Origin of the sequence: Tichowtungia aerotolerans (genome assembly GCF_009905215.1) — a bacterium.
GTDB classification, from domain to species: domain Bacteria; phylum Verrucomicrobiota; class Kiritimatiellia; order Kiritimatiellales; family Tichowtungiaceae; genus Tichowtungia; species Tichowtungia aerotolerans.
Genome location: NZ_CP047593.1, coordinates 3,500,768 through 3,514,105 on the forward strand (window position 1 = coordinate 3,500,768; position 13,338 = coordinate 3,514,105).

The window sequence follows — 13,338 nt, forward strand, 5'->3', positions numbered from 1 at the left end:
AAAAGAAGAGTCAATTCCTTATCTATAACTTTGAGTTCCAAACATTTTTTCACGGTTAAAATCCTGATCCAACCTTGCGGTTAATTGAGGGTTTTAATACCCTGACGGGTCTTAAATGATTCGAAAGGAATTCAGAATGCGCGATTTATGGAACGATCATGAGAACCTGATTCATCCATCATCCACGGCGGATTATATGGGTGAGGACCAGCTTCGCACTCTACAGCTTCAACGTCTTCGGGCGGTCACCAAACACGCCTACGAAAACCAGAAACTCTTCCGCGAACGGATGGATGCCAAAGGACTCACCCCCGAGGATATTAAGACTCTCGAAGATGTTAACCTGCTTCCTTTTACCCAGAAAACCGACCTTCGCGACACCTACCCCTATGGGCTTTTCTGCGTTCCCATGAATGAAGTCGTCCGGCTGCATGCTTCTTCCGGAACCACCGGAAAACCGATTGTTGTCGCCTATACCGAAGAAGACATCGAAGTCTGGAAAGAAGTGATGGTGCGCACTTTTGCCTGCGCGGGACTGCACCATGGCGACATCATCCAGAATGCCTACGGATACGGACTGTTCACCGGAGGGCTCGGCGCTCACTACGGCGCAGAGGCTCTCGGCGCCACGGTTATTCCAATTTCCGGAGGAAACTCCGAGCGGCAGATTATGGTGATGCGCGACTTCGGCTCAACGGCCATCTGTTCGACTCCCAGTTATTTCCTTCACCTCATTGAGTATGCCGAAGAAATGGGCGTCGACTGGAACGATATCCCCTTGCGCGCCGGCGTGTTCGGCGCCGAGCCGTGGAGCGATGAAATGCGTGAATACATTGAAGGCCGCACGGGAATCAAAGCCTACGATATTTACGGTCTGTCTGAAATCATCGGCCCCGGCGTCGCCTCGGCCTGTTCCGCGCAGCGCGGGCTGCACATTTTCGAAGACCATTTTCTTTTTGAAATCGTCGACCCTGTCACTGACGAACCGATGCCCGACGGCGAAGAAGGTGAACTGATCATTACCACACTCAGCAAACGAGCAATGCCTGTAATGCGCTACCGCACACACGACATTACCAGTGTGATCACCGAAAAATGCTCCTGCGGCCGCACGGTTCGACGCATTGAACGCATCGCGCGCCGTTCCGACGACATGTTTATCATTCGCGGCGTCAACGTCTTCCCATCACAGGTCGAAGCCGCTCTGCTGAAAGCGGAAGGTACCCTGCCGCACTACCAGATCATTCTGACCAACCAGGACGGCATGGACCAGATGGAGGTTCAGGTAGAAGTCACAGACGAAGTGTTCAGCGACACCGTTCGAGGGCTCGAAGAACTGAAGAAAAAAATCCATGAAGCAATCACCCATATTCTGGGCATCCGTGTAAAACTGACGCTGGCGGAACCGAACACGATTGCCCGTTCTCAGGGAAAAGCAAAACGAGTCATCGACCAGCGGAATAAATAGAATTTCGTATTACGTATTATGCATTGAGCGGCAAAAGCAGTACGCATTATGAAGTACGCAACAAGGAGACAAAAATGAAACTGAAGCAACTGTCTGTTTTTCTTGAAAACAAACCCGGTCGTCTGCGTGAAGCATGCGACATTCTCGGGGCAAACCATATCAATCTACTGACTCTCTCGCTCGCCGACACTGAACAATTCGGTATTTTACGGTTAATTGTCAATGACTCTGAAACGGCCAAGGCCGTTCTCGAGGAGGCGGGATTCGTCGCAAAAATCACAGAAGTTATTGCTGTGGAAGTCAAAGACGAGCCCGGCGGACTGAGCAATGTGCTGAAGATCGAAGAAGACGCCGGCATAAGCGTCGAATACATGTATGCCTTCACGATCAAGAGCGGAGAAAACGCGGTCCTTCTCTTCCGTTTCGACAATATGGACAAAGCTATTGACGCCCTCCGAACCGCCGGGTTCAATGTTTTGGAAGCCAACGAAATTCATCAAAGGGCCGCCCGATAATGACTCCGAATCTCCCCGAAAACCGAATTCTCGATCACGCAGAAATGCTTCCGCGCGGCGAACTGCAGGCACTGCAGCTCAAACGGCTGCAAAAAGCCGTTGCTCACGCCCAGAATATCCCTTATTACCAAGATGCCTTTGCGAAAGCTGGAATCCTTGCCGACTCGATCCAGTCGCTGGATGATTTGCGCCGATTGCCCTTCACCACCAAAGACGATTTGCGCGAGCAATATCCTCTCGGCATGCTGGCCGTGGACCGTTCCGAAGTCCTGCGTTTTCACGGCTCTTCCGGCACCACCGGAAAACCGACCATGGTGGCGTATACCCGCAATGACCTGAATATGTGGGCAAATCTGTGCGCCCGCTTTCTGACCGCGGGCGGCCTGCGCCCCGAACACACGGTTCAAATCGCCTTTGGTTACGGTCTGTTTACCGGCGGATTCGGACTGCACTATGGCGTCGAGCGGGTCGGGGCCTCCGTAATCCCAGCCGCCGCCGGCAACACCCCCAAACAAGTCATGCTGCTGATGGACATGCAGGCCGACGCGCTTGTCTGCACACCGAGTTATGCCCTGACCATTTCCGAATTTATTATCTCCAACGATATTCCACGTGACGCTCTCAATCTCAAATATGCGTTCTTCGGCGGAGAGCCATGGACTCAGGATATGGCCGACCGCATTGAATCCGAACTCGGCATTGCCAGCTTCAACAATTACGGGTTGAGTGAAGTCATCGGCCCGGGCATCAGCGGAGAATGCATTGCCAAAAACGGCATGCACATATCCGAAGATTATTTCATCGTTGAGTGCATCAATCCGCAAACGCTCGAACCGGTAGCGCCCGGCGAACAGGGCGAACTGGTTTTCACCACACTGTGCCGCGAGGCCATGCCTATCATCCGCTACCGCACCCGGGACATCGCCTCGCTCAATCCCGAGCCGTGCTCCTGCGGACGCACCACCATGCGCATGAGCCGCGTCACCGGCCGCAGTGACGACATGCTGATCATCAAAGGCGTCAATGTCTACCCTTCGCAGATCGAACAGGCGCTGCTGCGCGTCGAAGGCACTGCGCCGCACTATCAAATCATCGTGGACCGGCCCGACCGCACCGACATTGCCACCGTACAGGTGGAAATGACCGAAGAACTTTTCAGTGCCGGCATGAAGGAAATGCAGGAACTCAAAGAAAAGATCAGTCGCGCCGTTCAGGGCATCACCGGCCTGCGCATGAACATCGAGCTGGTTTCACCCAATACACTGGAACGTTTCACCGGAAAAGCCAGCCGCGTCAAAGACCTGCGCCGCGAAAAAGGACTGATCTGATTTTCCAGATATTGGGAAACTCATAAATCCAGCGGATGTCAGGACATCAAATCGATTTTCCGTCCCAGGAAACATTGGATGGAAGAGAGTCCGGCTCACAAAAATCTCTGGTAACCGTATCTCCGGCTGGGGTTTCAATTGAAACCCGCACCCACAGGCCAATCGGGTCGGCATCTCCTTTATCCCCATCGTCAGAATAATATTGATGATCCAGCGCCCAAGACTTGATGACAAAAGATCGAGTTTCTGCTTTATATCGCTCTTCTGGCCTCAAGTTAATATCAAGAGAGTCCTCATAATACTTTTGCTCTGATTTGGAACGATGTTTAAGATTTCTTCCACCCACCGCGTATCCAGCTCTCCATTCAATATCCAGTGTATAAAAAAAACGGCATTCCACCTTTAAATTGTTCAGATTAATTGACGACCTATTGCGAAAATCGAGGACATAAACAAACCCTGAGTAATCTATATCAATTCCATCACCATCGTCAAAAAAACCAAGCTTCTTGACCTCTTTGCCGCTCAATGAAGACTGATCGATTTTGATCGTCAGTTTTTCAAAAGCAGCTTCAAGATCATTGACTGAAACATCCTCTGCAAATCCAGGGCCTGCACAAACAATTCCGCCGATAAGAAAAGTAATTATTTTTTTTATCATAAGAGTAAACCTAGCAAGGCAAAATCAGATCCTCAAGATAACAGACTTATTTCCTTTAAAGAAAAAGACGACACGACTTTCGTTTCTCTGCGAAAAAACTGTTACCTATCGGTAATAGCTTGCCAGAAACCGATCAGCATCAGAAGACAGCCCGGCCCGTTCGGCGAACTTCTTGTATTCCACAATCAATACATAGACTTTCTGACCGCTGCCGTCCTTGCGCTGATCCCGCAGAATGCGTTCTATGGCCTCCATACCCTCTCGAGCATTTCCCTGTGCGAGCAACTGATTGGCCTGGGCCAACACAAGATCCTGCTGCAGATCGTCTCTTCGGGAAGCGACTCTCGCCACTTCCCGTCGAAGAAGTTTTTCAGCCGCCAGCGCATCGCCGCTTCGTTTCAGGAGGACTGCCTGCTGCTGCAGGGCGTCCGCGGCAACATCCGGAAAATATTTAAAACAAACTGCTTTTTCCTTCAGCAGTTCGATTGCATCTTCAATACAATCCGTATTGACCAGAACTTCACATTCCATTTCCCAGGCAGCATCGCACAGAGAATCGACCTCACGTGCTTTTCGTGCTGCCGCTAACGCCCCCGAAAAGAAATCTTCGTCCTGCAGGATCTCGGCAAGATGAACCAACACCGAAGCATCGCGGAATTTTTTTGGCTGCAGGGCCCGTGAACAGAAATACTCGAGTTCATGATCTGTCATTTCCCGGTCCGTTTGCGGATGAATGGCAAACCCGGTGGCATACCCCTGTTTGGAATAACGACCGATATCCATCTCCCATTCTTCTTTTCTCTTCATGAACCCGAACCAGGCATGTCCTCCGTATTTACCCCGGCCGTGAAAATAGAGACAGGGAATGCCGTGAGCCCGGGCAGAAACAACGCAGTAATAAGCCTGATCCACACAAATTCCGAAACATTCCTGAATTTCCTGCAAGGTGTATTCGTGATGCGGCCAGATATAGATCTTTCGAAGAAGACGGGTCAGATCGTAAGTAATCTCGTCATAGTGTTTTCCCCACAGGCTGCGACTGCCATCCACATTTTCCAGCGCCCACTCCAGCTCGCCAAGCGGCGTCGGAACGTCGACAACAAACACCAGCGAATCGACCGAAAGCTCGTCATAAGAGACCTTGGTTTTCGCTGAGCTGTAAAGCCGTTTGAAATAATCATAATACAGAGAAACATCTTCATCCGGCGGAAGCCACCCTTCTCCAATCTGGTTGTGCATTTCCCTGCGTGGAGTATCCCAAACAACTGCCATGGCGAGAATCAGATTCAGAAACTGATCTCGGGATTCGGGATCATGATCGTAAAGCTTTTGAATGATGAGAGCTGCTTCAGACGTATTATCGTCATCTGTAAGAGTTTCTGCTACCAGCCGTATTCGTTCATTTGAAGTGAACAGCCAACTCCAAACCTGGGGGGAAATATCAGAGGCATCCTGAAATGCTTCCAGACTTCTGGCACAACAGGCCACTGCTGACATCTCATCCAAAGCCACCGAGTCATCCTGAGCAAAAGATCCGGCCCGTACTCTTAGATATTTACGTAAGGCCTCGACTCCTGCACGCCCCTGTCCTTCGGCCAGACTTTTAACCAGAATTTCCCGGGAAACCTCCACCGCATCGAGCTCATCAGACCCCAAACTTGAAAAAAGCCTAATCAACTCGGAAGAAGTCGGGTTTGCTGCCACATATGCATCCACCTCAATCGGAAAAATATCAGCAATCTCTATGGGCGTATTGGTTACAGACAAAGCAACATCATTTGTAGAAATAACTTCTGCCGGAGCTTCATTTGCAGAGGAAGCCGCCACCGGCACATTATTGGTTGTTAAATCCAGCGCAGAATCGCTCCATACCCAACAACCTGCCGTCACAAAAACAACCTTTATAAACAATCGATTCATTGCTTCGAAAATCTCACGAATAAATTAGAATTTCTACAAATTTGTGATAAAAAAAATATCTTTCATATTTTAGCCAGCAGAAAGAAGCCCCATGCGACAAGTTATTTCAGTCATGCTCATCTTTTCCGCACTCTGGTTTCCGACAATTACATCTGCAATTATACTCGTTGAAACGAACGGAGTATCCATTGATGGAAAAATTTCATCATACGCCCCGTCAACCGCTCTCGTAAAAGTCAATCAGGATGGACAGCTGATCACACTTCCGCTTTCCTCTTTCACCGCCGAAAGCCAGGAAACCGTTATACTCTGGAAAGCGGATAAAAACTTTAAGCGAAAATCCAATCTGAGCGTAACCCTCCGACCCAGTTACACCGAATCCTCAAGTAACATCGTCGGTACCATTACCGATTCTTTTACAAAAAAAGAGCGTGAAGACACCATCGGCACAGAGGTTCGAAGCACCTGCATTTACAACATAGCCTTGAAAAATGAATCCGATACCCCGTTCAAAAGCCTCAATGTTGACTATCGTATTTTTTTCACACACCGCCTGACATCGGACGATGTCGGTCAATATCAACTGGCAGGAAGCATTGAGCGAGACACTCTTCTCCCCGGGACCACCTGGAATTTTAAAACCAATCCCTTTATCAGTTCTATCAGTTATCAATCCGCACCGGGCATTCGGTGGGGAGGACGACCGTTCGATACCGGGTCTAATGTCCTGGGAATACTGCTCCGTGTCCGAAAACCCGGTCTTTCAGACGAATGGATCGAACAGGAAGTTGAAGACGGAGAAATTCCCCGCAAACGCGACCGTGCCACTTACCAGAAAATATACGAATAAAAACCTGAGTCAGACTGGGGACCAAATGAGAAAACATATCATATCAGCCTTGCTTTGCGCCAGCACCTTTGCACATGCCCAGACACATCTGGACATTAAAGTTCCGGACACTGTGGAAAGTGACCTTTTCGGCCCCGTTAAATCGACTCATACAGTTTATCAAAAAGAAATTTTCAAAAGCAGCTACTCAAAACACACAACCCGAGAGAAAGAGCGTATCTATGATGAAAAAGGCAACCTGATGACCGCGATTGACACGGACGTCGATGACGACACGTCCAAGCACACAGTTTACGCGTACACAACCAATGGATGCCTGTTCGAAAAAACCATCAATGATTCAGAAACCGAAACAAATAAAACATACAGGTATACGATCGACATAGAATCCGGACAGATTCTTCGCCAGAACTTAAATAATGGCACATTCAGGATCACCGCCTACACGCCCGCCGGATATGAATATTACATCGAAGAAAGATCTTCCAGCAACACTCTGACCCGGGCCACCCAAATCAAGCGACTGCTCAACAACAGGGAGTACGAATCAACGACCTTCGATGCCGAAAACGAACCGACCAGACTCTCCGTATTCAAATGGAGTTCTTACGGATTACTGAGGGAGTACAGCTACAAGTCTTTTGCCACAAACGGATACTCCTTCATCACGACCTATACACACCCTCAAAAAGATAAAACCGGTAATTGGACAAAACGGATTTCAAAAATTCATATGATCCATGACGGCAAAAAAACGCTGTACGGCAAGGAGATCGCCACCCGTAAAATCAAATATTTTGACGAATAAACATTCCGCCGCTCTTCGCGCCCTCCGCAGGGCCTAGAAAAAAAACAACAACAAACCCTGCCACTATCGCACTTAAAACCTGCAAGGTATCTCATCAGAACCGAAATGGGCTCTTCTAAGGTTTGGAAAAGAAAGATGCGCCCTCATGCAATGAGTTTCAAATCATTGCAAGCCCCGCTGAACGAAAATGTTTTGCTTTTGGTTTGTTTTTGCTTTCTTTCATTTCGTGTTCGGCAGATTGAGCTGTTTTAGATACATTTTTACCCGGTTTTTATATTAAGGGATTAACTAAGAGGAGAAAAAATGGATCTTAAGCTGATTGCAAACACCATTCGCGGCCTGTCAGTGGACGGCGTACAGGCTGCCAACTCAGGTCATCCGGGGCTTCCGCTCGGCATGGCGGATGTCGCCGCAGTACTCTGGACGCAGTTCCTGAAACACAACCCGGACAACCCGGACTGGGCCGACCGCGACCGCTTTGTTCTGTCTGCCGGGCACGGTTCAATGCTGATCTACAGCCTGCTTCACCTCGCCGGTTACGATCTGCCCATGGAAGAACTGAAAAATTTCCGTCAGTGGGGAAGCAAAACGGCCGGCCACCCGGAATACGGCCACACGATCGGTGTAGAAACAACAACCGGACCGCTCGGCCAGGGGTGCTCCAATGCCGTCGGAATGGCGCTGGCTGAAAAAATGCTGGCCGCACGCTTCAACACCGAAGCACAAAAAATCGTCGACCACTACACCTACGTTATCGCGTCCGAAGGTGAATTCATGGAAGGCATCTCCCACGAAGCCTTTTCATTCGCCGGAAATCATGGTCTTGGCGACCTGATCGTTTTCTACGATGAAAACTTCATTTCCATCGAAGGCGACACCCACATCACCTACACCGACGATGTTGAAAAACGCATGGAAGCCTACGGATGGCACGTCCAGCGTATCAACGGCCACGACTATGACGACATCATCAACGCCACCCGCGTTGCTCAGAAGGAAGTCAACAAACCTTCCGTCATCATCTGCAACACCACCATCGGTTTCGGATCACCGAACAAAGCCGGGTCTCACGACTGCCACGGCGCCCCGCTCGGCGAAGACGAAGTGGCTCTGACCAAAGAAGCGCTCGGCATGCCGTCTGACAAACATTTCTATGTTCCGGACGAAGTCTACGCAACCTTCAAAGAAGCCGCCGTTGAAAATGCAAAAAAAGAGGCCATGTGGAATGACCTGTTTGCAGAATATGCCAAAGCCAATCCCGAGAAAGCTGCGGAATGGAAGCAGTGCATGAAAGGCGAACTGCCGGAAACACTGGGCAAACTGATTGCCGACTTCGAAGCAGGCGGCTCCATCGCAACCCGTTCTGCTTCCGGAAAAGTGCTGCAGGATCTGGCGAAAGCGGTCCCATATCTTATCGGCGGTTCTGCCGACCTGGCTCCGTCCAACAACACGAACCTGAAAGATATGGGCGACATCGGCGCGAACTCCTTTGATGGACGCAACCTCCACTTCGGTGTGCGCGAAATCGGCATGGGCGGCATCATGAACGGAATTCAGGTGCATGGCGGATTCCGCGTGTTCGGAGCCACCTTCCTTGTCTTTGCCGACTACGTCCGCCCAACCACTCGTGTTGCGGCCCTGATGAACCTGCCGGTTATCTACGTCTACACGCATGACAGCTTCTACGTCGGAGAAGACGGGCCGACCCATCAGCCGATCGAAACGCTGATGAGCCTGCGCATCACCCCGAACGTCACTGTTATCCGTCCGTCAGATGCCACCGAAACCAAAAGCGCATGGATTGCCGCGCTGGAAAACAAATCCGGCCCGACCGCCCTGCTCCTGACCCGCCAGAACCTTCCGATCTTTGATCGCGAAGAGTTCGCCCCGGCTGACAACCTCAAAAAAGGCGCCTACACCATTTGGGAAAACGCCGAAAGCGATCACGACATCCTGATTGTCGCCAGCGGCTCTGAAGTCTGGATTTCCATCGAAGCCGGTAAAAAACTGGCCGAAGAAGGCAAAAAGGTTCGGGTCGTCAGCATGCCGAGTTGGGAACTCTTTGAAAAACAGGATGCGGAATACAAAGCTTCCGTCTTTCCGGCAACCACAAAATGCCGCCTCGCCGTTGAAGCAGGTTGGCCGGCCGGCTGGGAAAAATATGTCGGTGATGCCGGAAAAATCATCGGAATTGACCACTTCGGTGCATCAGCTCCAGGCGGCAAACTTGCAGAAGAATTCGGAATCAACGCCGACAACATCTACAAAACCGCCAAAGAAATGATCGGCTAAACCCCGGTTTCCAATCTTTGGAAACAATGGTTCCGAACCTCGGAACAAACGGGCCGGATTTTTCCAAACCTTGGAAAATCCGGCCCGTTTTGTTAGCTTTGAAAGCAAGGCTTCTGCGGTTTTAACTGGAAGAATATGACTGTTATCATTATGATTCGCGGCCATAGTAGAAAGAGTTACTGAACGATGAGCGCTGAAAAAAACCATTCCAAACCTGCCGCAAAAGAACTGTCCTCAGAAATCAGAGATGTTTTGATCTCGATCGGCCGGGGGTTGGGAACTGTCGGCGTTTACGGGCCGGATCATCCGTCCGTAGAACTGATCGTAGATCAGGCCCACGAAGCTCTGCAGGAAGCTTTAAAATCCGGCGACGTTGCCATCGGCTCATTCAACGGATCGTTAACCGTGGACGAAGAACCGGTGGAAGTACGCGATATCCCGGTGAAAACGCTGGAAAAACGTCTGGTCTCGATGAAGGTTTCCCATCTGGTGCTGCACTCCGGCCTGTCCAAAGACGAACTGAAGCAGCTCCTTTCGGCCCTTTGTGCCCCGTCCGGCGAAGCCATGAAAGAAACGCTGTCCAAAAGCGGTCTTCAGCACGTCGAAATGGAGGATGTCAAATACGTCACGCTTCGCGACGGGGAAAAAAAGACCGGGAAAGGCGGCGGAGCACTCGACGAGATCCCTCCGGCTCAGGTCAGTCAGATTGTGGCATTCCTAAAAGGACAGGCTTCATCTGACAATGCAAAGGAAAGCCTCAAAAAAGCAGTTTCAGATCCGGAAAAACTGGGACAAATGATTCTGGAAGCCGCCGCAATTCGTCAATCCGGCGTGGATGTTGGCAATGGAGAATCGCTGGCCGATATTGTGATCGGCTGCCTGCGCAGAACTTATGACGGCCTCCGTAAAGAGCCGGAATTCAGAAATGTTCAAGGCAAGGCAAACCTGACTAAAGCAATGATGCTACTCGAAAAAACAGTACTGGATAAGATCCACAAATCCCTCGGCGCAAAGCACCCGGAAATTGACCGCCGGATCATTAAAGCCATCCGCGAGATGGAGGAAGATCGTCAGTTTGAAATCATGACGGCGCACTATTCCTCGCAGAGCGAAAAGCTGAATACGGTTGAAAGCAAAATTATTGACGCCATCAAAACCTATGGCCGGGAAAAAGCAATCCAGCAATTTAAAGAGGCCGGCATTGCTCAAAAGGACTGGCAGCGACTGATGGTTCAGGCAGGAGAGCCTCCGGTTGAAACCGGATCCGGCCCTTCTTCCGGACTTCCCGGCATGGACATGAGCGCTCTGGCGGTGGTGCTTGAAAAGCTGGAAGGCCTGATGCAGATCGAAACGCAGGATGCGAATCAGATGCGCACTCTCGTCAATGTGACGAAAAACGGCCTGACCAATTATACAAACCGTATCGAAAGCCGTATTGAAGAACTGGAAGGCCAAATACAGCTTGATGAGTCTGTATCCCCAACCATTGAAGCCCATGCAGGACATCTCAGCCGGGAAGATCTGATGTTGGAAATATCAAACCTGACATTGGCTCTCGTGCAACCGCTTACTGTGGTTAATGCATCCCTCGAAGCTGCGAAGAAACATGCTCAAGACGACATTCAGCAGGAACTTCTGGACCTGGCTTACCTGAGCGGACAGCGCATGCAGTCTCTGGCCAAGCGAATGATGATTCTGGTTGGATACCCTGCACTTGAAAGCATGAAATAATCAGGGATTATTCACCAGAGAAAATCCGCGTTCCAGCAATCGTTGAGCCCACTGGTTTCGCACTTCTTTTTGCTGACATCCCATCACCACCGCGATAATACGGATGCCGTCGCGTTTTGCGGTCGCCGTGAGTGAAAATCCACCCGCTCGAAAATAACCGGTCTTCAGCCCATCGCAACCTTCCATGGTATTCAGAAGCTTGTTGGAGCTGGTCATCCTAACCGGATTTTCCTGCCGGAAATCACGCATATACACGGAGGAGTATTTCAGCGTTTCCGGATGGGCTTTTAATAAAGCATCCGCCAGTCGCGCCATATCCAGCGCAGAGGAAACATCCGGTAACTGCCCAGGTTCCGGCGGCAGGCCATGCACGTTATGAAAGTACGTAGAGCGCAGCCCCAATTCCCGAGCCTTTGCAGTCATTCGTTCCGCATGAGCCTCCTTGCTGCCGGAAGCGGTATACGCCAGAGCCGTAGCTGCATCATTCGCGGAATGAACCATCGTTGCATAAATGAGTTCTTCCAGTGGAAAAACCTCGCCCTCCTTGAGCCAAACCTGCCGTCCTCCGATCCGGGCAATGTCCCGGGTAACCGTCACCGGCTGATCCAGCCGCAGTTTGCCTGCATTGATATCATCGAGCACAATAAACAGGTTCATCATCTTGGTCATGCTGGCCGGATAGGCTTCGGCTCCGGCATGATCTTCCCATAAGACCCTGCCGCTGCCGGACTCCATCACCACCGCACTGTAATACGGATCCCTCACACGCGAATCAAGAGCCCACGCAGACGCCCCCAAGAAAATGAACCACAACGAAAAGCCGACACCGAATATTTTTTTCATAACAGACATAAATAAAGGTTGTACCGAACCGCGCCGCAGAACAAAAGCTAAGGCATGATTTTTTACAGCCTGAGGCTCAATCCTGATGAAACAGAACCAGCCCGGATTCGCGCAGGCTCATAAAGTCATCGACTCCCTCTCGGGTTTTGCGTCCGATAATCATATGGTCCAGGACCGTGATTTCCATCATGTGTCCAGCCTCCACCAGCTTGCGGGTGACTTTAATATCCTGAGCCGACGGCGACGGATCGCCCGACGGATGGTTGTGCGCGAGAATCACGTGTGCCGCTGAATGCTGAACCGCCGGCTTAAAAATTTCACGCGGATGAACCAGGCTTGAATTCAGCGTTCCTCTCGACACTTCGCACGGCGGGACCATTAAACGATTCTTAATATCCAGGAGCAGTACCCAGAACACTTCGCGATCCAGCCCTCGGGCGCGCTCGCGCAAAACAGCAGCAGCTTCTTCCGGCGATGCAATACGCGGGTTCTCACCGACGTTTTCCTGAACCAGCCTTCGCCCCATTTCGAGCGACGCTTTCAGAATTTTTGCTTTTTCCTTACCAACGCCGCGGATTTTCTGAAGCTCTGCTGCGGATGCCCGGGACAACGCGCTGAGCGATCCGTATTGAAGCAGAAGCATTTCCGCCAGTTCAACCACGTTGAGCCCGGCCACGCCGGTCCGGAGAATCAGCGCCAGCAAATCGCTCTCCGAAAGGTTTTCCGGACCGACCCGATCGAATTTCTCGCGCGGTTGCAGTGCCTTGGGCAAATCTTTCACCCGCACCCGATAGACTTCGATCCCCTCTCTGACGCACTTTCCAATCACTGAAAAAGTTATAACAAATCATTATCAACTTGAAAATATTTATTCATCTCGCAGTTTTTATGAACCCGGAAGACCCAAACGGACGAATTAAAC

Annotated in this window: 11 protein-coding genes; 7 read left to right on the forward strand and 4 right to left on the reverse strand. The window is 50.7% G+C overall.

The annotated features are described in order from the left end of the window. Nucleotides 1-136: 136 nt before the first annotated feature. The 3 genes from GT409_RS14390 (at nucleotide 137) to GT409_RS14400 (ending at nucleotide 3,311) form a co-directional block, all read left to right on the forward strand. The gene (locus GT409_RS14390) at nucleotides 137-1,468 is read left to right on the forward strand and encodes a phenylacetate--CoA ligase family protein (protein ID WP_160629752.1); all 1,332 of its coding nucleotides are present in this window, start codon (nucleotides 137-139) and stop codon (nucleotides 1,466-1,468) included. 74 nt (nucleotides 1,469-1,542) lie between these two features. Continuing rightward, nucleotides 1,543-1,983: an ACT domain-containing protein gene (locus tag GT409_RS14395; RefSeq protein WP_160629753.1), complete on the forward strand. Its 441-nt coding sequence runs from the start codon at nucleotides 1,543-1,545 to the stop codon at nucleotides 1,981-1,983. Then, nucleotides 1,983-3,311 carry a phenylacetate--CoA ligase family protein gene (locus GT409_RS14400; RefSeq protein ID WP_160629754.1) on the forward strand — a complete coding sequence of 443 codons (1,329 nt, stop codon included), beginning with the start codon at nucleotides 1,983-1,985 and terminating at the stop codon, nucleotides 3,309-3,311. Before GT409_RS14395 ends, GT409_RS14400 begins: the two co-directional genes overlap by 1 nt. A 46-nt stretch (nucleotides 3,312-3,357) precedes the next feature. On the opposite strand, the gene GT409_RS14405 is transcribed toward GT409_RS14400, so the two are convergent. Continuing rightward, on the reverse strand, nucleotides 3,358-3,972 hold the full coding sequence (locus GT409_RS14405; RefSeq protein ID WP_160629755.1) for a hypothetical protein: 615 nt from the start codon (nucleotides 3,970-3,972) through the stop codon (nucleotides 3,358-3,360). A 105-nt stretch (nucleotides 3,973-4,077) separates the two neighbouring features. Further along, a complete protein-coding gene (locus GT409_RS14410) occupies nucleotides 4,078-5,862 on the reverse strand; it encodes a hypothetical protein (RefSeq protein ID WP_160629756.1) in 1,785 nt (594 codons plus the stop codon). Nucleotides 5,863-5,983: 121 nt separating this feature from the next. Here GT409_RS14410 and GT409_RS14415 point away from each other — a divergent pair, with 121 nt between their 5' ends. The 4 genes from GT409_RS14415 (at nucleotide 5,984) to GT409_RS14430 (ending at nucleotide 11,573) form a co-directional block, all read left to right on the forward strand. Next, nucleotides 5,984-6,742: a hypothetical protein gene (locus tag GT409_RS14415; RefSeq protein ID WP_160629757.1), complete on the forward strand. Its 759-nt coding sequence runs from the start codon at nucleotides 5,984-5,986 to the stop codon at nucleotides 6,740-6,742. A 25-nt stretch (nucleotides 6,743-6,767) separates the two neighbouring features. Then, nucleotides 6,768-7,550: a hypothetical protein gene (locus GT409_RS14420; RefSeq protein WP_160629758.1), complete on the forward strand. Its 783-nt coding sequence runs from the start codon at nucleotides 6,768-6,770 to the stop codon at nucleotides 7,548-7,550. Between the two features lie 303 nt (nucleotides 7,551-7,853). After that, nucleotides 7,854-9,842 carry a transketolase gene (gene tkt, locus GT409_RS14425; RefSeq protein WP_160629759.1) on the forward strand — a complete coding sequence of 663 codons (1,989 nt, stop codon included), beginning with the start codon at nucleotides 7,854-7,856 and terminating at the stop codon, nucleotides 9,840-9,842. Nucleotides 9,843-10,028: 186 nt separating this feature from the next. Next, nucleotides 10,029-11,573, forward strand: a complete 1,545-nt coding sequence (locus GT409_RS14430) for a hypothetical protein (protein WP_160629760.1) — start codon at nucleotides 10,029-10,031, stop codon at nucleotides 11,571-11,573. Here GT409_RS14430 and GT409_RS14435 read toward each other — a convergent pair whose 3' ends face one another. Together GT409_RS14435 and radC are read right to left on the reverse strand one after the other, a co-directional pair. After that, nucleotides 11,574-12,416: a D-alanyl-D-alanine carboxypeptidase family protein gene (locus tag GT409_RS14435; RefSeq protein WP_160629761.1), complete on the reverse strand. Its 843-nt coding sequence runs from the start codon at nucleotides 12,414-12,416 to the stop codon at nucleotides 11,574-11,576. 76 nt (nucleotides 12,417-12,492) lie between these two features. Then, nucleotides 12,493-13,197, reverse strand: coding sequence for a RadC family protein (radC, locus tag GT409_RS14440; protein ID WP_233231667.1), 705 nt, complete (start codon nucleotides 13,195-13,197; stop codon nucleotides 12,493-12,495). Nucleotides 13,198-13,338 lie beyond the last annotated feature (141 nt).

Excerpts from the sequence above, each read along its gene's own strand:
- GT409_RS14390 (WP_160629752.1), top strand. The coding sequence starts at position 137 with ATGCGCGATTTATGGAACGATCATGAGAACCTGATTCATCCATCATCC.
- GT409_RS14395 (WP_160629753.1), top strand. The coding sequence starts at position 1,543 with ATGAAACTGAAGCAACTGTCTGTTTTTCTTGAAAACAAACCCGGTCGT.
- GT409_RS14400 (WP_160629754.1), top strand. The coding sequence starts at position 1,983 with ATGACTCCGAATCTCCCCGAAAACCGAATTCTCGATCACGCAGAAATG.
- GT409_RS14405 (WP_160629755.1), bottom strand. The coding sequence starts at position 3,972 with ATGATAAAAAAAATAATTACTTTTCTTATCGGCGGAATTGTTTGTGCA.
- GT409_RS14415 (WP_160629757.1), top strand. The coding sequence starts at position 5,984 with ATGCGACAAGTTATTTCAGTCATGCTCATCTTTTCCGCACTCTGGTTT.
- GT409_RS14420 (WP_160629758.1), top strand. The coding sequence starts at position 6,768 with ATGAGAAAACATATCATATCAGCCTTGCTTTGCGCCAGCACCTTTGCA.
- tkt (WP_160629759.1), top strand. The coding sequence starts at position 7,854 with ATGGATCTTAAGCTGATTGCAAACACCATTCGCGGCCTGTCAGTGGAC.
- GT409_RS14430 (WP_160629760.1), top strand. The coding sequence starts at position 10,029 with ATGAGCGCTGAAAAAAACCATTCCAAACCTGCCGCAAAAGAACTGTCC.
- GT409_RS14435 (WP_160629761.1), bottom strand. The coding sequence starts at position 12,416 with ATGAAAAAAATATTCGGTGTCGGCTTTTCGTTGTGGTTCATTTTCTTG.